Here is a 19,482-nt window from a genome sequence, read left to right as displayed (position 1 = left end):
CTGCAATCGTCAGCTCATCCGGCAGCCGCCGGTGAACGCGCGCTCATCCAAGTCCTGCTGCTGCCCGCCGTCGAGCTTGCCCCACGCCACCGCGCACAGCTCGTCGGTGGGCTCCTGGCCGCGGCCTCGGATCATGTCGCGGTGGACGCGGCCGATGTTTTCACCGGGGTGAAGTGGTTCAGGCACGGATTCCGTGAAGGTGGCCAAGAGTCGGTTACGTTTCGTGGTCGGCCGGAGTTCTGCTCGGGCCGCTGCGCCGGGCAGAGTTCTGTGCGCGAGAATGTTCGACATGACGACTTGAAGAGCACCAGCCGGGCGACAGCATTGGCGAAAGGTCGGGAGCTGGGACACGATTCCCGACGGTGATCGACGCGTCTGTGCTGACTGCAGAACGCCCGTCAGTTCCTACCAGTACCGTTTTCATTCGCCCGAGTCCTCGATGTTCGAGCGGTGTATCGGGCTCGCCTGGTGTCCCACTTGCCGGATCTACTCCGGCAACATGGTGCACGTCCCGCGGGAGCGAGTACTGGTCGACCTCCTCGCGTCTCTTCTGCCTGAGCAGCGAGAACGGCTTCTGCGTTCGGAGACACGACTCATCGAGTACCTGGACCGCCAGGCCCGAGGCGCAAGAGGTTAGGGTCGGCGGCTGGCCGCGATCAGGAGGAGCCGCTTGCGCAGCAGTGGAAGTTTCGCTCTGCCGAACATGCTGCGCTTGAGGGCTTTGAGATCGTTGACGCGGCCCTCGACGGGGCCGGAGGACCATTCGGTGCTCATGCCGAGGACGACGGCGTCGAGGTCGGTGATCAGCCCGGTGGCGAAGGAGACCAGCCCGCACTGCTGATCGGCACAGACATCTGCGATCCATCCGCGCAGCCGTTCTCCTTCACGGTTGGTCATGATGGTCGCGAACGTCCGGACGTGGGTGATGGCGGCCGCGAGCTCGGGCGAGCGGGCCAGCAGCGTCTTGAGCCGTAGCTGGTCGTCGTCGCGCAGGTGGTCGGGGTGGCTCATGATCCATCGGGTGGCTTCGCGGGGGGAGGGTGGCCGGGCCATCGGCGGACGCGTGGCTGCGGGCTGGCGCCCGGGACGCAGCGGCTGGACGTAGTCGCGCAGGGTGCTGTAGGCACAGCGGGCCCCGCGTTCTTGCAGCTCGCGGTGGAGGGTCGACAGGTTGGTGCAGCCCTCGGCGATCCGTTGCTCCAGGTAGGGCCGGTAGCGGTCGAGTTTGCTGATCCGGTCCTGCCACTGGCCGTGCAGCATCGCCTCCGGGCTGGCCGCGCGGGCGTACTTGCGCACCGTGTTGCGGCCCAGCCCGAGCCGGCGGGCGACTTCGCGCAGGCTCAGGCCCTGTTCGACCTGAGCGCGGACCGCCGCGTGGGTGTCTCGGAGCCGGTCGAGGAACTTCCCTGCGGGGTAGGTCTCGGCCGGCTCCTGGCCCATGGAGGTCGGCACGGGTTCGGGTTCGGGCGAAGGCATCGGCTCGACGAGGTCGCGCAGGAGAACGCGGTGGTGGGAGACCAGCCGTTCGACGGCTTCGCCGAGGTTGTGCCAGACATGCCACCTGTCTGCGCAGTGCTGGGCCTGCGGGGCGCCGGTGCGGGCACCTTCGGCGAAGAACGCCGCGCGGTCGCGGCAGACGATCTCGACGCCGGGGTGCTCGCGCAGCCATGCGGCCAGGGTCTCGGCCTCGCGGTCGGGCAGCAGGTCCAGGGGCTGGTGGGTCTCGCAGTCGATCAGGATCGTGCCGTACCGACGCCCCTTCCTGGTCGCGAACTCGTCCACTCCGAGCACCCGCGGCACCGCCCAGCTCGGCTCCGGTAGCGCCATCACCACTCGAAGGACGGTCATCCGGCTGACCGCGATGCCCAGCACCAGCCCCAGCCGGACCACGGTGCGAGCGGCCAGGACAACACCAAGAGCACCGACGATCCGCTGCAGAAGGGGCGTTCGCCGGCCGTAGCGGCTGGTCAGTCCCTCAACCTGTTCGGCGAAGGTCACTCTCGCGCAGCCGCTGTTGTCGCAGAACAGGCGGCGCACCGACAACTCGATGAGTACCGGCCGGGTGCCGACCGGAACATCGGCGATCCTGCGTCCGTAGCGGCTGTGCACCCGCCTTGACGATGCCCCGCACCCCGGACACGCGGCCGACGTCCCACCCTTCGTGCTCGCCGCGATCCGCAGCACGCCGCTCTCTACCACCACGTGTTCCACCAGCACCGTTACCAGATGCGGGAACACCAACTCCGTCAAGGTCTCACACGACTGAAGGATGACGCCCAGGATGACGGAGCGTCACCGGCGCACGGCGGCACGATCCACTTCACGGAATCCGTGCCTGAACCCATATGACCCGACAAAATCACGGCCGAGGTCCGCCGACCTCTTCGTCTTCACATCGAGCGCCTGCACCCACTCCGGGCTACCCTCGGCCGGCGGCTTCGGGCCGCCGGAGAACGCCACGATTCCGCCGACGATTCCGCCCAGCACCAGCAGCGCGCTGCCGGCCTCCACGGCTATCCGCTGCCGCCCCGTGATCTTCATGATCGGGAAGGTAGCAGGGTGTTCGAACTGTTGGCAGGCCAAGAAAACGAAAAGTCCCTTTCGAGAACGTTTGCTACTTTTGCCCGCCTGGCCCTATGGTCCAGGACGTGGCCAGCGCATGTGCCACGAAGGCGGGCCGCCGCCTCCCCCGTTCACGTCCCGAGCTGTGCCGTGACCAGCGGGCCGGGGGAGTTCGACGGCCCGCCTTCGACAAGCCAAGGGGGGCGACATGGGGGCTTTCACCGCAGGCATCGACTGGTCGGAGAAACTCAACGACCTGGCCGTGGTCGACCGGACCGGAAAGGTCCTCGCCGCCCACCGCTTCGAAGCCACCCCCGCCGGCATCCGCGAAGCCCTGGCAGTGCTGTCCGCACTCCGCACCGGCCACAGCTTCTCCCGGAAGTCGGTGCCCGTCGCCATCGAGGTCAGCCGCGGCCTTCTCGTCGCCGCGCTGCGCGCACACGGACAGACCGTGGTGCCCGTGCACCCGGCCACCATGGCCCGCTACCGGGGCCGCATCAACCCGGGGAACCTGAAGAAGTCGGACTCGGGCGATGCCGCGCTGCTGGCCAACATCCTCCGCACCGACAGCCACCTCCACCGGCCACTGCACCGCAACACCGACCTCGCCGCGGCCGTCGGCGCGTTGACCCGCGCACAGCTGCGCGCCGTCCGGACCCGGCAGCACCACTACCTCCAGCTCCGGTCCCAGCTCCGGGCCGTCCACCCTGCGGCGGTCACGGCCTGGGCGCACCTCGACGGCCGCCTGTTCCGGCCCGAGGCCCGGGAGGTCATCGCGCTCGCGTCGACCAGCGGCAGCGCCGCTCGCCTGACGCGCCGACAGATCCGTGCCGCCCTCGAACGCGCCGGCCGGACCCGCCTGCTGGACTCAGAGACCGAACGGCTGCACGCGCTGTTTCGCGTCCACGTCCTCCGCAACCCGCCCATGGTGGAAGACGCACTCGGCCGCGAAGTCCGCGCCACCGTGCGGCTCCTGTCCGAGGCGTGTGCCAGCGCCGAGGACTTCGCCCACGCCGCCGGCGAGCTGTTCGTCCAGCACCCCCAGTTCGCGATCTACCGGTCGTTCCCCGGTGTCGGCCTTCTCACTGGGTCCCGGCTGCTCGCCGAACTCGGCGACGACCCGGACCGGTTCGCCACCGCGAAGGGCATGGCCGCCTACGCCGGCGCCCGCCCCTTCACCTGGGCGAGTGGCAGCTCCCGCAAGGTGCTGCACCGCCGGATCGCCGCGAACAAGCGCCTCGCCGCCTACGGGCACCACTGGGCGTTCTCCACGCTGACCAAATCCCCGGAGTGCCGCGCCTACTACGACCGCCGGCGCGCAGCGGGCGACCGGCACACGGCGGCACTGCGCCGCCTGTTCGCCCGGCTGCTGTCGTCGCTGCACCACTGCCTGCGTCACGACGAGGAGTTCGACGCCTCCGTCTGGCCGCGTGCTCCCGTGACGCCGACCGGCTGACCCCCCGGGTCGGCGGACGGGCGGCCGGGCCGGGAGAACGCCTGAAGATCAACCCCGGGCCTTGAGTCCCGGCGCGGGAACGGTGCCGCGTCCGGCCGCCTCTCCGTCCACCCGGAACCCCGGGTGGGCGGGCGGCCGGAGCGAGATGCCCGATTCTACGAGCCGGGCCCCGAGCCCTGAGGAGGGTACGGAGCCGCCCGGCCGCCAACCACCACCCTTCAACTCCCAATATGTGGAAGGACTTTGATGAGCGGCCTCCTCGACAAGTCGTACCTGAACGACCTCTGCGAGCACCTCGCTGGACGGCCGCCGGCGCACGGCGTGTGGCTGGACCGGGCGCGAGGCTGGTCGGCCCCGCCGGGCGGCCGCCGTCCGGGAGCCTGGCTGCGGATCGTCACCACGCCGCACGTCCTCTACGAAGTCGCCGTCGAAGCCGAGCTGCCGCTTCCCCCGGCCACCGGCGACATACACCCCCTGCAACTCGCTGCCCAGGACAACGCGTTGGCCACGGCCCTCGCCGTCCACGCGGCACTGACGCCGACCGCACCCGGAGGTGAAGCCCATCTTGCCGGCGGCCCGAGCATCGGCACGATCATCGGCTCGCTGACCAAGCGGGGCCCAACCCACGAGGTGACCGCCCGCGCCACGATCCGGGAGATCGCCCGCAGCGGACGACCCGCCATGTCCCGGGTCGTCCACGACGCCGGACGGGCCCGCGGCTCCCACGTCGACCTGCGCACCGTCGCCGCACTCGCCTTCGCCGTCCCCGGCAGCAACCGTCCACAGCGGCTCACCACCAACCCCACCGGGCACTGGCCCCACGCCCTCGACACCGAGCAGCGGACGTGGGAACCCGCCACCGAAGTGATCAGGGACTTCACTGCCGCGACCCGGTAGGCGGTCAGCGTTTGACGCGGGAGCGGACGGCGAGCGCGGCGAGACCGAGGAGGACGGGCTCGCCGATCCGGGACGCCATCTCGATCGCGGTGCCGGGCAGGGTGAGGTTCTGGCCGCTGGAGCGGAACACCACCGAGTTCACCACCACCAGCGCGCCCTTCTCCGCCCGGCCCACGGTCAGCCGCTTGCGCCACGACAGGGTCAGGGACGGGTCGGGGGTCTTCGTCACCGTCTTCACCGTGCCGGCCGAGTAGGTGCCGGTGGTCTGCGGGTCCGGGCTGTCGTTCGGCAGCCCGAGAAGCATCAGCGCCAGCAACGTCACCCCCATCGCCGCCACCAGCCACGACAGCGCCCGCGAAGCCCGCAGCCCGTACCCCGATGCCAGCCAGTACAGCCACAGCAACCGCCGCTCCGCCCGCGGCCGCGAACGGTCGTGACGGCGCATCTCCATCTCGCCGTAGTAGAAGTCCGCCGCGTCCGGCTCGTTCCCTGCTTCCTCGAACGCCTTCCGCAGCTGCTGGTACGCCCCGGCCAGGTCCTCTGGCCCAGCCTCCAGCTCAGGCGAGACGTGATACGGGCCCCCCAGCCACCCCGTGCCGCCCGCCTGCGCCCGCCAGTACCGTTCCTCGGCAAGTACCTTGCGAGCCGACCATCGTGCGGGTAGCAGACCCGTCCAGCGCCAGCCCGGCGGGGGCCCAGCGAAGACGCATCCGAACCCGATCTGGATCTGATCCAGATGGAACGCACCGGTGAACTGACATAGCGACAGATCAACGTCGGTAAGGACCAGTTGGGCCGCATCGACGCCGTCCAGAGACAGGAGCTTAACACCCGCCGAACGCGCGACAGTAGGGAGGATCTCCTCGGACAACTGACCACCAACCACGGCAAAGGGCACCGGTCTCGCCTGGATTGCGCTCGGCCCGCCCAGTGTTAGTGGCTGTTGTCTTTCCGGGCTTGAGGGCTGAGTTTCCGCTGTTCATGCATGGGGTCGGCGGTTTCGGAGAGTGGTGAGGCGTCGAGTCGTCGCTCTGGTGGAGGTCGGGGATGCCGTCGGTCGTGGGGCTGCTGGAACAGCGCGAGCTGACCGCTCGCCGTCGTGTGGAGGAGCTGCGGGAGGAAGCCGACCGGATCCAGGCCGAGTTGGCCATTGCCGAGCGGGAGTGGAACGAGTGGGTCATCGCCCGTTCGCGCGTCGGCGAGGTGCTGTCCCTGGGCGAAGGCGACGCGGTCGGTCCGGACGCCGCCGAGGAGCCGTCGGATCGCGGTGAACCGCCCGTGCTGCCCGCATCTTCGGAGGCGGCGAAGCCGAAGTCGGTGGTGCCGATATGGCGTGCGGGCCTGGCCCGGTCGGCGCTGTCGGCGGACTATCAACGCATCGTGCGGGTTCTCGCGGACCGGGGCCGGCTCGGCCAGGGGCCGCTGACCTGCCAGGAGATGGCCGGCTGCTTCGGTCTGGATCCGGTGCCCGCGAAGATCGAGGCGTTGCGGTCGAAGGCGAAGCGGCTGACAGCGCGCGGGTGGCTGGCCGAGCCGGCGCCGGGCCGGTTCACGCTCGCGAAGGCCGTGGCCTGGCAAGGCGCCGGGTCATGAGCATCGTCGCCGACCAGTGGACCACCGCCTCGGCGCTGCCTGTGGACCTTTCGAAGTCCCGCGCGAGGCGGCGGCTTCGCATCAGGTGGGCGAAGAACCGCTCCACGATCCAACGCTTGGGAAGCACGACGAAGCCGCGCATGCCGTCGCCGCGCTTGACGATGGCGAGGACCAGGGCGAAGACGGCGAGGCAGTGCCCGACGAGGCTGCCGGTGTAGCCGCCGTCGGCCCAGACCAGGGCCAGCCGGTGGTGCGCGGCGGCGACCCGGGCGAGCAGCGCACGGGCGGCGGCGCGGTCGCCGATGTCCGCCGAGGTGACCATCACCGCGAGCAGCAGGCCGAGGGTGTCGACCACGACGTGCCGTTTGCGGCCGTTGATCAGCTTGCCGCCGTCGAAGCCGCGGCTGTCACGGCCGACGACGGCGTCCGCCTTGACGGACTGGGAGTCGATCACGCCCGCGCTCGGTTCCGGGTCCCGCCCGGCCTGCTCGCGAACCGTGCGGCGGAGCCGGTCGTGGAACTCGCGGACCAGACCGAGGTCGCGCCAGCGGCGGAAGAAGGCGTAGACCCGGTCCCACGGCGGGAAGTCGACCGGCATCGCCCGCCACTTCGTTCCGTTGTCGACGAGGTAGCGGATCGCGTCCAACATCGCGCGGTGGCAGTACGCCTCCGGCTGACCGCCCCGCCCGCGCAGCCAGGCCGGCACCGGCAGCAGCGGACGCACCACCGCCCACTCCGCGTCGGACATGTCCGACGGGTATCGGCGCTCGCGCGTCCCGTGGTCGGCGGCATTGCCGAACCGGTGAGCGAGGCAGTCACACGCGAGGGTGGCCGAAGTGGACCCTGCCCCCGCGATGGCGTAGAACTGCGACAACAGGGCCTCCTGGACAGCTCCTTGGCGTAGACACCCTCCGAGCTACCAAGAGGCCCTGCTTTCATGCACGGCGGCGGCTGCACTCACCCGATCGAGACCTCCGTTCGATCGGTGCCCCTCAACATCGGTACGACAACAGCCACTTAGGCGCGCCAGTTGCACATACGCGTAGCGCAGCCGCATCACTACCGATCCGACAAAGGTGGAACGACTGAAGGATGCTTCCCGGGCGGCCACCTCGATTGCTACTTGAGGTCCTGTGAACTGCGCCTTGTCGAACGCTGCTCGACCCAAGCAAAGCATAGGACCTAGGTGTTGCAGGCCATCGAATCGTGCAGAGTCGAACGAGACATCGCTACGAAAGGTCGCGGACTCGAACAGGGCGACATCACCGAAAGCGGCGGAGTCAAAACTGGCCTCATCGAAGGCGGCTTTGCCGAACTGGGCAGCGCGCTTGAATGTCGCAGACCCAAAGGAGGCATGATCGAAATTGGCGTCCTCAAACTGAGCGACATCATTGAAGGTTACGAACTCAAACCTAGCCATACCTCCGAAGGTGGCACCATGGAATTGGGCGGTGCCATCGAAGGTGGCGGAGACGAACCGGGCCAACCGCGCGAAGGTAGCGGATGCGAACCCGGCGTAGTTGAAAGCCGCAGACTGGAACTTGGCCTTTCCATTGAAGGTCGCAGATCCAAATCCGGCTTGACCCTTGAAGGTAGCGAATGCGAACTGCGTTTCACCGTTGAAGGTGGCTGAATCGAACTCAACGTAGCTACTGTTGAAGGCAGCGTGATCGAACCCGGCTGAGCCGTTGAAGGTTGCAGAGATGAACTTGACAGTGCCATTGAAGGTAGCTGAACCGAACCAAGCGTGGCCATTGAAGATGGCCGAGTCGAACCCGGTATAGCCATTGAAGATAGTGGAATCGAACCGTGCGGTGCCGTCAAAAGCAACGGACTCAAATAGGGTGTTGCCGTTGAAGGTAGCGGAATCGAAGCAAGCAGCGCCAAGTCGGGCATGTCCAGTGGCAGGGTCGACACAGGCGGCCAGCAGGGCGGTCAGAAGAAGATCATCGATAGTTGTACCGCGAAGGTCTAGTTCGCTGCCAGGCGAGAGGGCGGCCAGGTACGCGGTTTGGTCTCCGATTGGAGCGTGTTGCAGGCACCGGGAACCAGAGTTGATTCGGATGCCCTGGCAGCCCACCGGATCGGCTGCGGAAGCTCCGTCCCCGCAGTGCGGCCAACGGGGTGTAGTGGGACTGGGCTCGGTCGTCATGGCGCTGTTCTAGCCTCTGCCCACTGCTTCGCGCAGCGAATTGGCGAACCGCGACTCGGAATAGCTCCGCTTCTCTGACTGCATAGCCCGACACTGACCAAGATTCAGCCTCAGCCCGAGCCGACACTGGGCGAAAGCCGAGGATCCTCCCCAGCCAGGTCATCGCGTCGCCGTACGACCTACCGCCGGCCGCGCAGGCGGCCGTCGTCCACACCCTGCCCGAGGGCGTCGGCCTGGACGCCACCCGCCAGCTCGGTGAGGCCGTGGACTGCGGCGTCCATCCGGTCCGGGGAGTCCATCGTCGCCACCCACGTCACCATCTGCCCCTCCAACTCGGGGAAGTGACCGACGTGGTGGACGCGCTGCTGCTCGTACAGCTGCGCCACCGGCTCGGCCCTGAGCCGTTTGCCGACCTTCGCCGTCACCTCCAGCAGCATCGGCATCAGCACGCTACGGGTCTTCCCCTCCCGCTCCAGCTGCTCCCACGCCTGGCGAACGATCTGTTTGGCCATCGCACCGCCGTAGTTGCTCTCCACCACGATCGCGTCGGCCCGCAGGTCCAGCGCCAGCTTGCAGGCCCGCAGCCCCCAGTCGTTGGGGCCGAGCGTGCCGGACTCGTCGGCCAACACGTACAGGTGATCGTCGAACCCTGCCGCGAGGCCGATGATGCCGGTCTCGTCGTTGACCGCGGAGTCGCCGCCGGACGGGTCGACGGCGACGACGATCCGGGCCATCTCCAAGCCGCCGAACTGCACGGGGGTGATCCGGGACGCGTCGATCCACTCGCGGTTCCACACGCCGCCTTCGACCGGGCGGGGCTTCTGCTGGAACAGGCTCCACCACACCCGCTCGCCGACGGCGCGCCGGATCGCCGCCAAGGCCTTGCGCCCGTACCGGGCCGGCCACAGCGGCTCGCCGACCTTCCGGCCGAGCGCGTCGTCCTCGCTGTCGGCGAGCGCGGGCAGGTCGATAATGATCCAGTCGGAGGCGGTCTCCCCGGTGAGGATCCGCCCCGCAAGGTCGTCCTCGTCCCAGCGGGTCTGGATGACGATCACGCTGCCGCCCGGCTCGACGCGGGTGAGGAGTACGGCCTGCCACCACTCCCACAACCTCCGCCGCATCGTGGGCGATTGGGCGTCCGCGGCGTCCTTGATCGGGTCGTCGATGATCGCGAGGTTCGCGCCCTTGCCGGTCAGGCCGCCGCCGACGCCGGCCGCGAACAGGCCACCCTCCCGTCCGAGGACGTCGAACCGGTTCGCCGCCTTCGACCCCGGGTGCAGGCGCAGCCCGAACTGCTCGCCCCACTCGGTGATCGCATCCCTGATCCACCTGCCGTGATCGTCCGCCAGGTCCGACGAGTACGACGCGATCATGACCCGGTGGTCCGGTCGCTGGAGCAGGTACCACAGCGGCGCCCACCGGGCGGCCCGCCGGGACTTTCCGTGCCGGGGCGGCATCGTCAGCAGCAGCCGGATCGACTCCCCCGCGGCGATCCGCTGGAACGCCTGGTCGATCAGGTCCAGGTGCGCGGCCTGCATCTCCCGCCCGTCGGTGAGCAGCGCGGCCAGCGACCCGGGTGAGTGACGCATCGCCAAGTCCCGCTCCACCGCAGCCAACCGCGTGCGCAGAGCTGGCGATGCCTGGGCGGCGATCTCCCGGCGCCGTTCCGCTGGCAGTGCCCGGTACTGCTCGACCATGCCGTCGACGCCGCTCACTGCCCGCCCCGCTCGGCGGCCGGGTCGGTCAGCGCGATCAGCGTCGCCAACTCGTCGGCGGTCGCGTCGGCGACCTCGATCGGGCCGCCGTCCTGCCCGCTGATCTCCGTACGCAACGGCCGGTCCAGACCGCGCAGGCGCGCCCGGCGCTCCATGATCCGCAGCGCCCGGTCGATCGCCGGCAGCTCACCGTCGCGCACCGCCCGCCGGTACGCGACGAGGAACAGCCGGTCCAGGCGGGCGTCCTCCAGCGCCCGCAGCGCCTCCACGTCGGCCTGCGACGCGGCAGTCCGCTGCTCCAGGGCCTCCGCGATGTCCCGGTTCACGGACCGGACCAGGGTCTCTTCGTCCGGCGCGGGGCGGCCCTTGGCGTACAGCTCGTGCCCGTACCCGCACGGGTACGCGGCCCTATCCGAGTTCAGGGCCGGGTCGGCAGCGAGCTTCCGGCCGATGGTCAACGGGTCGGCGCCGGCAAGGCGCAGTTCGACGGCGTCCGCCCGCCGCTGGGCGATAGCGGCGCGCTGGGCCCGGGTGGGGCGGGGCATGGGCGCAGATCCTTCATGGTGCACCCCGCGCCATATCCCATGGTCTCGCATCGTCCCGCCCAGACGAGGCAGCCCAACCTCACCGTGACCTGGATCACGCGAATTTCCCGGCCTTCCGGGAATCAGCCACCACGCCGCTGCGCTGGATCTGGCGCGACCACTTAGATCACACCCAGTGCCAAACTTAGCCTCGAACTTGACCTAAGTTCCCGCGTCCAGGTAGCGTGGCCCCACCATGGAAGAAGTGCCGATCCCGCAAGGAGGTGGCGAGAATGAATGAATCAATTCGACCGGGCGACGAGATGACCCGCCAGGAGATCCACGCACAACTCGGCGGCCGACTCCAGGGCGGGATCTCCCCCACGCACGGGCCGAACATCCTCCTGTTCGCCCAGCACCGCCCGGGGATGACCCCCCTGGGGTTCAGCTCCGACGGAGCCCTCCACTTCGAAGGCGAGGGACTGGAGGGCGACCAGCAGTTCACCCAAGGCAACAAGGCCGTCCTTCACCACAAGGAAGATGGCCGCGCTCTGCGTCTCTTCCAGGACGTAGGCGCGCCCGACCACGCGGCCTTCCTCCGCCGGTATCGCTACATCGGGGAGTTCGAGCTGGACTCCGAAGAGCCGTACACCTTCCTCGACCGGCCCAGCCGGCGGGGCGAGCCGCGCCGTGTCATCGACTTCCGCCTGCGTCCGACGGGAGCGACCGCCGCGCTCTCAACGTCGACCGCCGTCACGGTGGAACGCCTGACGCCGCTGGAGAGCGCCGCGGCCCAACTCCTCCACCAGTCCCGCTTGCCGTACGCGCCCGCCAACCTCCCGGAGAAGAGGCATACCCGCCGTGAGGTCGGACTCATCTCCCGGTTGGCGGCCTATCTGAACTCCCTCGGCCACGCTATCGCGGGCCATCACAGGTTCCCCGTACAGGGCGGCGGATTCGTTGTTGCCGACCTAGTCGACAGCACCACCAACACCATCTACGAGGCTAAGGGCTCCGCTTCCCGGTCTGCAGTCCGGGAAGCCATCGGCCAGTTGATGGAGCTCCGCTGGAGGCACGGCGGTGATGCCTCGATCGGAATTGTCCTGCCGTCAGAGCCCTACGAAGACCTGCTCGACCTGTGCGCCAGCCTCGACATCGAGGTCCTGTGGCCCGACCCGGACCAGGAGTTCAGGTCCAGCAAGAGCTGATGTCGGGGGTCGCCACCCCCGACACCAGCGTGTTTCAGCTGCGCAAGGCACCCACGCCGTGCGCGGCTCTCGCTCGCCGTCCTCTCGTGAACAGGAGCAACCCCCAGTATGTCCGAGCACTCCCACCTGCGGAAACCGCATCCCACCGCAGGTTAGAAGCGTCGCTGCCATCTCGATAGGCGTCCCGGCCACTGCCTGCCGAGGCGTCCGACCGGCACACCCTCGATGTGCCGCCCTGCCGGCCGCGGGCCGGACACGCCGTCACATCACCGCCGCCAAGGCGGGACCTGCCCAACCCACACTGGGGGAGTACCGTGCAACACGTCCTGGAACTGCTTACCGACAAACTCGTCGTAAAGGCGCTCGTGGTCTTCCTCGGCGCCCTCGCCGATCTGGCCCGGCAGGCGCTCGCGCAGCGGGCATCCACCCGGACCGATCCACAGCTGCCGACCGACCATCCCAAAGCCGTGCAGCGGGCAGTCCGGCCTGCCGCGCCGGTACGCCACCTCGCCCGTCCCGGTCGGCGCAGCCGCGCAGGTGAGCTGCGCCGGGTGAAGGACCGGCACACCCTCCGCGCCGCCCAGCTGCCCGCGAGCGTCCCCACGTCGGCGCTTCTCACCCCTCGGCGCAGGGGCGGGGCCGGAAGCCGGCCCCGCAACCGGAAGCCCTGACTGCCGGCTTCGCGGAGCGGCATGGCCAGTGGTCGACGGCAGAACCGCAAGAGCGCCGCCGTCCCTGGCCCGCCGTTGATCACCTCGCGGGGTGTTGCCAGCCAGCCCCCCACGTTGGGACGCTCACCCCGACGTGCGGGCACCGAGGCATCGGCAGTAAGCGATCCCCGGGCTACTTGCCGGGGCGGCCGAGCTGGCGCACGATCCAGCCCGCTGCGCGCCACGGCTCGGGGTTCAACGTCGTGCGGCAGTCGACCAGCACGGCGTTGGCGGGATGGCCTGCCAACGCCTGCGGGTCGGCCTGCTGGTAGTCGGGCCACTCGGTGGCCAGGACGACCAGTTCGGCGCCGCCCAGCGCGCCCGGCAGGTCGTCGGTGAAGTCGAGTTCGGGGTTGCGGGCGGCGGCGTTGGCCACAGCCTGGGGGTCGTGCACCGTGACGACGCACCCGGCCCGGCGCAGGGCCTGTGCGAGCGCGAGCGCGGGGGACTCGCGGACGTCGCTGGTGTTCGGCTTGAACGCGGCACCCAGCACGGCGACCCGGGCCCCGCGCAGGGGCCGGTCACCGAGGGCGTCGACGATTAGGTCCATGGCGGTGCCGGTGCGGGATTCGTTGATCCGCTCGGCGGCGAGGAGCAGGTCCACAGCGGTGTCCGCGCCGAGCTGCTTGGCGGAGGCGGTGAACGCGCGGACGTCCTTGGGCAGGCAGCCGCCGCCGTAGCCGATGCCGGGCCGCATGCTGCCCGCGCCGATCCGCGGGTCGACGCCCAGGATCTCCACGATCTTGGCGACGTCGCCGCCGGCCTTCTCGCACATGTCCGCGACGCCGTTGATGTAGGAGATCTTGAGGCCAAGGAAGGTGTTCGCCGCGCCCTTCGCCAGCTCGGCGGTCGCGGGGTCGGTGACGAAGATCGGAACACCGGTGTCCAGGATGCCGGCGTACACCGCACGGATCGCCTTCTCGCCCTCGGTGTTGACGACGCCGGCGATGATCCGGTCCGGACGCAGGGTGTCCTCGACAGCGTGGCCCTCACGCAGGAACTCCGGGTTCCACACGACCGCCACATCCGCGCCGGCCGGCGCGATGCGCTGCGCGAGGGCGGTGACCTCGGCGGTGGTGCCGACGGTGACGGTCGACTTGCCGACGATGGTGCACGGCCGGTCGAGGTGGGGCGCGAGCTGGCGGACGGCGCCGAAGACCTGGCTGTTGTCGTAGCTGCGGCCGTCGGCGTCGATCGGGGTTCCGACGCCGATGAAGTGCAGTTCGGCGAACGCGGCGGCTTCCGTGATGTCGGTGGTGAACCGCAGGCGGCCGCTGCTGGTGTGGGCGGCCAGGAGTTCGGGCAGGCCGGGCTCGTAGATCGGGCACTCGCCGGCGTTCAGCCGGGCGACCTTGTCCCGGTCCACGTCCACGCCGATGACTTCGTGGCCGAGTTCGGCCATCGCCGCGGCGTGCGGGATTCCCAGGTGACCGCAGCCGATCACGGAGACGCGCATGGAGGAGTTCCTTGTCTGCCGGAGGGCGCACCGCTGCTCGGTGCGCCTCCGACGCTACAGGCTGAGGGGCCGGACCCGGGCCGGGTCCGGCCCCAGGCTATTCGCCGAACAGCCGTCCGATACAGGGGAGTTGGATCAGGCGCATCGCCCGCTCGTTGGGGGTGAATCCCAGGTCGCGGTAGAGCGGAGCGCCATCGTCGGTGGCGTTGAGGGTCACCAGGCCGCAGCCCTGCCGGGTGAGCCAGTCCACCAGGGTCGTCACCGTGGCCCGGGCGTGCCCGCGGCGCCGGTACTGGGGGTCCGTGTACACGGTGTGGATGTGGGCGTAGGTGCCGCAGTGGTCCGGGCCGGGCACCGAGTGGGTGATGGTGGCGCAGGCGCAGGCGGCCAGTCCGCCGTCGGGGCGGTCGATAACGAACGCGGCGACGCGGTCCGATTCGACGTGGTCGTGGAAGAAACGGGCCAGGCGGCCGGTCCACTCTCCGCTTTCGCCGGCGAGTGCTGCCCCGAGTCGGGCGAGTTCGCCGGCGTCGGAGGCGGTGGCCCGGCGGGCGGTCAGCACTCGACGTTCAGGAGTTCGGCCAGGTGCCGCAGGGCCGGGATCGCTTCGGAACGCACGATCACGTCGCCGCCCCTCGCGCCCTCGATCAGGTACTCCTTGTGGACGCCGCCCTCGGTGACGCCCTCGGTGTCCAGGTAGAAGACCTTCAGGCCCAGCGCGCGGGCCCGCGCCTGCACCGCGCGCCGGTCGGCGTGCAGGCCGATCACCAGCAGCGCCTTGGCGTGGGGCGGGTAGTCCATGTGGGGCGTGCGCTGGTCGTACCGGCGCATGAACGCCTCCGGCAGGCCGGCGCGGGCGAAGAGCCGGTCGAAGTTGTGCGTGGCCACGGCGCCGACCGCGTGCCCGGCATCGTGGAGGGCCTTCAGGGTCCGGTGTGCCTGGGTCGGTTCGGCCTCCAGCAGGCGCCGGAACATGCCGGCCATGTCGTCGACCTTGCGCTCGGTGTCGGTCAGCATCTCCTTCACCAGGATGTCCTGGGCCGGGGCGAGGGTGAACGGGAAGGCCTGGGTGAGTTCGTTGCTCTGGCGGGCGGTGACCCGGTAGACCTCGTGCAGGTGGTGCAGGGGCGGAACGCCGGCCTCGATCGACGTGCCGCACCCGGCCTCGACGATGAACGGCAGGTGGTTCAGCAGGCCGGACAGGTCGTCGGCGTACTCGGGGGTTCCGCGTTCCTCCTTGACGCGCATCCCGCCGGCCAGCACGTCCCAGGGGACGTTTCGGGAGGCCCTGGGCAGGTGGTAGTCGGCGGACCGGATCACCACGTCGATCGAGCGGAACCCCGGCGGGGTGTCCCGGTCGGCCCGCTCGTCCTGCGGGTGGACGTCGTACTCGGCGATCACCACCCGCAGGTCGCCGCGCCGCCAGGACCCGTCCTCGCCAGCGAACTTCCAGCGGCTCTCGATCAGCCACTTCTCCACCTCGCTGCGGTGAGCGGCGATCTCATCGACGGGGGCCAGCCACGACACGTACAGGTACAGCTCGTTCAGCACGAGGCGGTCGGTCGGGCGGCTCTGGTCGATGCCGTAGTGGAGCCGGTAGTGGACGACACGGCGCCGGCCGTTCTCGTCCTGGCTCCACCCGGACTGCTCGGCGTTGCGCGGGTCCTGGGTACGCCGCCAGATGCCCTCCTCGACGCCCGGGTCACGGCCGCCGGCCTCCGGGGAGAAGTGCTCGCGCCACACGGCGGACTGTTCGGGCGTCAGGGAGTCGATCACGACATGGGGCAGCAGCAACACGGGGTTTGCCTCCTCGGCTCATTCACACAGGTAAAGGTCCGCGGCCGACCCGGCCGCCCGGGGTTCAGCAGCAGGCGTCGATCGCGCCGCGCAGCGCGGCGGCCAGGAAGTCGAGGTCCTCGTTGGTGGAGATCAGCGGCGGCGCGACGACCAGGCCCTCGCTGCGCGGCTCCCCCGCCCCGGTGAACGGGTAGAAGAACACCCCGCGCTGCTCAGCCTGCCGCAGCACCGGCCACAACAGGCCGGGCGCGAGCTCCACCCCGTACAGGTGGCCCAGGCCCCGCACCTCCCGCACGCCGGGCAGGCCGGCCATGGACCGCAAGGCCGCGCCGAGCGTGTCGCCGCGCGTCCGCAGCGCCTGGTGGTCGATGGCCTCCAACTCGTCCAGCACGCCGAGGCAGGCCGCCGCCATGAGCGGGTGCGCGGCCATGGTGCCCATCGCGGGCAGCGGGTCCGCGTCGGCGGACCGGAGCAGTGGCGCGAGCTCGGGCGACACCATCACCGCGGCCACCGGCGTGTACCCGGCGCCCAGGCCCTTGGACAGGATCACGATGTCCGGCTCGCAGCCGTCCCAGTGCCGGCTGGCCAGCGGCTCACCGGTACGCCACAGGCCGGTCAGCACCTCGTCGTGGATGACCAGCACCCCGCGTTCCCGGCAGATCTCGCCGACCCGGCGCAGGTACCCGGCCGGCGGAACGTACGCGCCGCCCGTGGTGCCGTTGACCGGCTCGATCAGGACCGCGGCGACGAACTCCGCGCCCCGGGCGTCGATCGCCTTCGCCACCTCCTCCGCGCAGGACGCGTCACACCCGGCCCCGCCGTGGGAATGGGTCGGCGGGTACGGCGCGGGGAAGCCCGGCCCGAGGCCGAGCGCGTCCTCCGGGCGCGGCCGACGGGCGTGGTTGCCGGCGAGCGCCAGCGTGAGCGCGCTCATCCCGTGGTAACTGAGGTCGGACGTCAACACGGCGGCGCCGCGCTTGCCGCCGCGCGCCCGCACGATGCCGCGTGCCAGGCCGACGGCGACCTCGACGCCGAGCGTGCCGCAGGTGACCAGCGAGACCGAGTCGTCCGGCCGGCCGACCGCCTCGCACAGACGGTCCACCAGTTCCAGCTGGACAGTGGGGCGGACGACGGCCGCGCCCCCGAACGTGTACTTCGGGAACTGCCGCTCGATCCGGGCGAAGACCCGCTCGCTGGACTGCCGACGTTCGCGCACAGCAGCCCGCTCGACCCGTCGAAGATCCGGCTGCCGTCGGAACGCAGCAGCCACGGCCCGTCGGCGGCCACGACATCGAAGTCGGGCATGGGCCGGGCCGACGTCAGCAGCCGGCCGCGACGCTCCACGTAACGGTCCACGGAGAACTCCCTTCTGGCTACGCCCACTTACCGCGCAGCGGACACGCCGGCGACAGACACCGGCACCAGCCCGCGCACATGGGCGGCCCGCCCATCACCGGGCGGGGTGACGCCAAACGTCGGGCCACAGCCCCGACCAGGAGAAGAGCCCACGTGTTGCTTCCGGTTGCCTCCCTGTTGCCTCCTGTTGCCTCCCACCCCGAACCGCCTTCCCAACCACCCGCATTGGCACGGAGACTGGGCCGTTGCTTCCCGGAAGAGGTAGACCACCTGTGATCACCGCCGACGCTGTCGAGCCCCACCCGCTCAGCACGCTGATGGCCCGGCACGGCCTGACCGCAGCCGCCTACCTCAAGCGCGTCGCCGACCGCCACCAGGCCCTCGGCTTCGGCACGATGGCCCGGCGCCGGGAGAAAGTCACCCGCTGGACGCGAAAGGACGTCACCCCGGAAAGGACCGCCCTGTTAGCGATCGCCAGCCTGCACGGCATCGGCTTCGCCGACGTCGACCGCTACGGCTGGCCCGGCTTCCTCCTCCAGGCCTTCGACGACGACCGCCTCGTCCTGGAATCACCGTGGACCGTGGCGGGTACCGTCAACTCACTGACAGACGTGGGAGGTCCAGTGGACCGGCGCGGATTCCTGATCGCTTCCACCAGCACCCTGGCCGCGGCCTTCGCACAGTGGACCCGCGCCCAACCCGCCCTCGCGGTCACCGACCGCGGCCGACGGGTCGGCACCGAGGCCGCCAACCTCTTCGACGCACGCCTCGACGCGCTGCGCCACCTCGACGACACCATCGGCGCCAGCCAGGTCTACGACGCGGCCGCCCTCGAACTGCGCCTGATCACCGACCTCCTGAAGAACGCCTCCTACACCGAGGACACTGGGCGGCGCCTGTTCGCCGCCGCAGCGGAGGCATCCCGACTGGCTGGCTGGTGCGCGTACGACCACAGCCACCACGCAGCCGCCGAACGGCACTTCGTCACCTCCCTGCGCGCCGCCGCCTCCGCCGGCGATCCGACGATAGGAGCGGTCACCCTCGCATTCTGGGCCAACCTCCGCTACAACGCCGCCGACCCCCACGGCGCACTCCACCTCATCGACGGTGCCCTCGCCGACCGCCACAAGATCTCCTCACCCCGCGTACTGGCCATGCTCCACGCCCGCGCAGCCCGCGCCCACTCCAAAGCTGGCGAGTCCACCGCCACCTGGCACCACATCGACGCCGCCTTCGACGCCTACAGCCGAGCCGACACCCCACAGTTAGACCTGCCGTCGATGTACTGGATCAACCACGGCGAGCTCCACCAGGTCGCCGCCAGCTCCGCCCTCAGCCTCGGCGAACCCCGGCGGGCACTGGCCCACTTCGACGCCGCCCTCCACCGCGACGACGACCCGTACGACACCCAACGCGAAACCCGCGGAACCGTCATCTACCTCGCCCGCCAAGCCGAAGCCCACCTCGCACTCGGCGACATCGACGCCACACTCGACATCGGCCACCAGGTCATCACCACCATGGGCGGCATCGACTCCGCCCGCGCCACCAACACCCTCAAAGACCTCCGCCGACACCTCGCCGGCCACCAACACATCCCCGCCGTCCGCGACTTCCTCGACTACGCAGCCTGAACGCCCAAGGCCGCTGCCCAGGAGCTGATGCACTTTCCCACCGCGCACCCCTGTAGCGGCAACCGGAACACCGTCATGGAGATCGTCCGCTGCGGCGCGCGGCAGCCGGGGTGGGGCGGACGGATGGCCGCACGCGGGGTAGCCCGCGTGCACTCCGGGGCAAGCCGGGCACCGACGGCAAATGTTGAGCAAACCTGGCATAAACGACTGTCTTTTGCCCGCGTTTGCACGAGGGGCTGTTTGGCGCTGCGCGCCGGAGCGAGCGGGGTAGCGTTTCGTGTCGAGGCCGCGACTCACCGTTCGGGTGGGGTTGTGGGGGGGGGGGGGGCAGCGGGCGGCGCACCCCCAGCCCCCTCCAAAAAGAACAATAGGGCATAGAATTAATAGCGCCAGCGCCGCGCGACTAACAATTAAAAAGGCTA

At 70.0% G+C, this 19,482-nt stretch carries 18 protein-coding genes; 6 read left to right on the top strand and 12 right to left on the bottom strand.

Going from position 1 to position 19,482, the window contains the following annotated elements:
• Positions 1-9: 9 nt before the first annotated feature.
• The 3 genes from ACFV4P_RS02640 to ACFV4P_RS02630 all read right to left on the bottom strand — a co-directional run bounded on the left by ACFV4P_RS02640 (position 10) and on the right by ACFV4P_RS02630 (position 2,541).
• Complete coding sequence (locus ACFV4P_RS02640) at positions 10-135, bottom strand: hypothetical protein (RefSeq protein WP_380466508.1); 126 nt, start codon at positions 133-135, stop codon at positions 10-12.
• Between the two features lie 498 nt (positions 136-633).
• A complete protein-coding gene (locus ACFV4P_RS02635; RefSeq protein ID WP_380467109.1) occupies positions 634-2,211 on the bottom strand; it encodes an ISL3 family transposase in 1,578 nt (525 codons plus the stop codon).
• An 81-nt stretch (positions 2,212-2,292) separates the two neighbouring features.
• Positions 2,293-2,541: a hypothetical protein gene (locus ACFV4P_RS02630; protein WP_380466506.1), complete on the bottom strand. Its 249-nt coding sequence runs from the start codon at positions 2,539-2,541 to the stop codon at positions 2,293-2,295.
• A 229-nt stretch (positions 2,542-2,770) separates the two neighbouring features.
• On the opposite strand from ACFV4P_RS02630, the gene ACFV4P_RS02625 reads away from it, so the two are divergent.
• Together ACFV4P_RS02625 and ACFV4P_RS02620 are read left to right on the top strand one after the other, a co-directional pair.
• Positions 2,771-4,018: an IS110 family transposase gene (locus ACFV4P_RS02625; RefSeq protein WP_380466504.1), complete on the top strand. Its 1,248-nt coding sequence runs from the start codon at positions 2,771-2,773 to the stop codon at positions 4,016-4,018.
• A 246-nt stretch (positions 4,019-4,264) separates the two neighbouring features.
• Positions 4,265-4,915, top strand: a complete 651-nt coding sequence (locus ACFV4P_RS02620; RefSeq protein WP_380466502.1) for a hypothetical protein — start codon at positions 4,265-4,267, stop codon at positions 4,913-4,915.
• Between the two features lie 4 nt (positions 4,916-4,919).
• Here the strand turns inward: ACFV4P_RS02620 and ACFV4P_RS02615 are convergent, their stop codons facing one another.
• A complete protein-coding gene (locus ACFV4P_RS02615) occupies positions 4,920-5,786 on the bottom strand; it encodes a hypothetical protein (RefSeq protein ID WP_380466501.1) in 867 nt (288 codons plus the stop codon).
• A 176-nt stretch (positions 5,787-5,962) separates the two neighbouring features.
• On the opposite strand from ACFV4P_RS02615, the gene ACFV4P_RS02610 reads away from it, so the two are divergent.
• Positions 5,963-6,508, top strand: coding sequence for a hypothetical protein (locus ACFV4P_RS02610; protein ID WP_380466499.1), 546 nt, complete (start codon positions 5,963-5,965; stop codon positions 6,506-6,508).
• On the opposite strand, the gene ACFV4P_RS02605 is transcribed toward ACFV4P_RS02610, so the two are convergent.
• From ACFV4P_RS02605 to ACFV4P_RS02590, 4 genes are all read right to left on the bottom strand, one after another.
• Positions 6,465-7,256, bottom strand: coding sequence for an IS5 family transposase (locus ACFV4P_RS02605; protein ID WP_380466497.1), 792 nt, complete (start codon positions 7,254-7,256; stop codon positions 6,465-6,467). The two genes, ACFV4P_RS02610 and ACFV4P_RS02605, sit on opposite strands and share 44 nt — an antisense overlap.
• Positions 7,257-7,424: 168 nt before the next feature.
• On the bottom strand, positions 7,425-8,660 hold the full coding sequence (locus ACFV4P_RS02600; protein ID WP_380466495.1) for a hypothetical protein: 1,236 nt from the start codon (positions 8,658-8,660) through the stop codon (positions 7,425-7,427).
• A 179-nt stretch (positions 8,661-8,839) separates the two neighbouring features.
• On the bottom strand, positions 8,840-10,375 hold the full coding sequence (locus ACFV4P_RS02595; RefSeq protein ID WP_380466493.1) for a terminase large subunit domain-containing protein: 1,536 nt from the start codon (positions 10,373-10,375) through the stop codon (positions 8,840-8,842).
• Positions 10,372-10,920 carry a hypothetical protein gene (locus ACFV4P_RS02590; protein ID WP_380466491.1) on the bottom strand — a complete coding sequence of 183 codons (549 nt, stop codon included), beginning with the start codon at positions 10,918-10,920 and terminating at the stop codon, positions 10,372-10,374. Before ACFV4P_RS02590 ends, ACFV4P_RS02595 begins: the two co-directional genes overlap by 4 nt.
• A 272-nt stretch (positions 10,921-11,192) precedes the next feature.
• Between ACFV4P_RS02590 and ACFV4P_RS02585 the strand changes: the two genes are divergently transcribed.
• The gene (locus ACFV4P_RS02585; protein WP_380466489.1) at positions 11,193-12,107 is read left to right on the top strand and encodes a hypothetical protein; all 915 of its coding nucleotides are present in this window, start codon (positions 11,193-11,195) and stop codon (positions 12,105-12,107) included.
• A 314-nt stretch (positions 12,108-12,421) separates the two neighbouring features.
• Positions 12,422-12,778, top strand: coding sequence for a hypothetical protein (locus ACFV4P_RS02580; protein WP_380466488.1), 357 nt, complete (start codon positions 12,422-12,424; stop codon positions 12,776-12,778).
• Positions 12,779-12,950: 172 nt separating this feature from the next.
• Here the strand turns inward: ACFV4P_RS02580 and ACFV4P_RS02575 are convergent, their stop codons facing one another.
• The 4 genes from ACFV4P_RS02575 to ACFV4P_RS02560 form a co-directional block, all read right to left on the bottom strand.
• Positions 12,951-14,273 (bottom strand): UDP-glucose dehydrogenase family protein, encoded by a 1,323-nt coding sequence (locus ACFV4P_RS02575; RefSeq protein ID WP_380466486.1) that lies wholly within the window; start codon positions 14,271-14,273, stop codon positions 12,951-12,953.
• A 97-nt stretch (positions 14,274-14,370) separates the two neighbouring features.
• Positions 14,371-14,835 (bottom strand): GNAT family N-acetyltransferase, encoded by a 465-nt coding sequence (locus ACFV4P_RS02570; RefSeq protein WP_380466484.1) that lies wholly within the window; start codon positions 14,833-14,835, stop codon positions 14,371-14,373.
• A complete protein-coding gene (locus ACFV4P_RS02565) occupies positions 14,829-16,070 on the bottom strand; it encodes a hypothetical protein (protein ID WP_380466482.1) in 1,242 nt (413 codons plus the stop codon). Before ACFV4P_RS02565 ends, ACFV4P_RS02570 begins: the two co-directional genes overlap by 7 nt.
• A gap of 64 nt (positions 16,071-16,134) precedes the next feature.
• A complete protein-coding gene (locus ACFV4P_RS02560; RefSeq protein WP_380466480.1) occupies positions 16,135-17,286 on the bottom strand; it encodes an aminotransferase class III-fold pyridoxal phosphate-dependent enzyme in 1,152 nt (383 codons plus the stop codon).
• Between the two features lie 412 nt (positions 17,287-17,698).
• Between ACFV4P_RS02560 and ACFV4P_RS02555 the strand changes: the two genes are divergently transcribed.
• A complete protein-coding gene (locus tag ACFV4P_RS02555) occupies positions 17,699-19,060 on the top strand; it encodes a transcriptional regulator (RefSeq protein WP_380466478.1) in 1,362 nt (453 codons plus the stop codon).
• The last annotated feature ends 422 nt before the right edge of the window (positions 19,061-19,482 follow it).

Source organism: Kitasatospora sp. NPDC059795, from assembly GCF_042732175.1.
Classification (GTDB): domain Bacteria; phylum Actinomycetota; class Actinomycetes; order Streptomycetales; family Streptomycetaceae; genus Kitasatospora.
The sequence above is the reverse complement of the archived record's forward strand: the minus strand, read 5'-3'. Positions and strand labels throughout refer to the sequence as shown.

Excerpts from the sequence above, each read along its gene's own strand:
- ACFV4P_RS02575 (WP_380466486.1), bottom strand. The coding sequence starts at position 14,273 with ATGCGCGTCTCCGTGATCGGCTGCGGTCACCTGGGAATCCCGCACGCC.
- ACFV4P_RS02585 (WP_380466489.1), top strand. The coding sequence starts at position 11,193 with ATGAATGAATCAATTCGACCGGGCGACGAGATGACCCGCCAGGAGATC.
- ACFV4P_RS02605 (WP_380466497.1), bottom strand. The coding sequence starts at position 7,256 with ATGTCCGACGCGGAGTGGGCGGTGGTGCGTCCGCTGCTGCCGGTGCCG.
- ACFV4P_RS02630 (WP_380466506.1), bottom strand. The coding sequence starts at position 2,541 with ATGAAGATCACGGGGCGGCAGCGGATAGCCGTGGAGGCCGGCAGCGCG.
- ACFV4P_RS02600 (WP_380466495.1), bottom strand. The coding sequence starts at position 8,660 with ATGACGACCGAGCCCAGTCCCACTACACCCCGTTGGCCGCACTGCGGG.
- ACFV4P_RS02640 (WP_380466508.1), bottom strand. The coding sequence starts at position 135 with ATGATCCGAGGCCGCGGCCAGGAGCCCACCGACGAGCTGTGCGCGGTG.
- ACFV4P_RS02610 (WP_380466499.1), top strand. The coding sequence starts at position 5,963 with ATGCCGTCGGTCGTGGGGCTGCTGGAACAGCGCGAGCTGACCGCTCGC.
- ACFV4P_RS02590 (WP_380466491.1), bottom strand. The coding sequence starts at position 10,920 with ATGCCCCGCCCCACCCGGGCCCAGCGCGCCGCTATCGCCCAGCGGCGG.
- ACFV4P_RS02625 (WP_380466504.1), top strand. The coding sequence starts at position 2,771 with ATGGGGGCTTTCACCGCAGGCATCGACTGGTCGGAGAAACTCAACGAC.
- ACFV4P_RS02620 (WP_380466502.1), top strand. The coding sequence starts at position 4,265 with ATGAGCGGCCTCCTCGACAAGTCGTACCTGAACGACCTCTGCGAGCAC.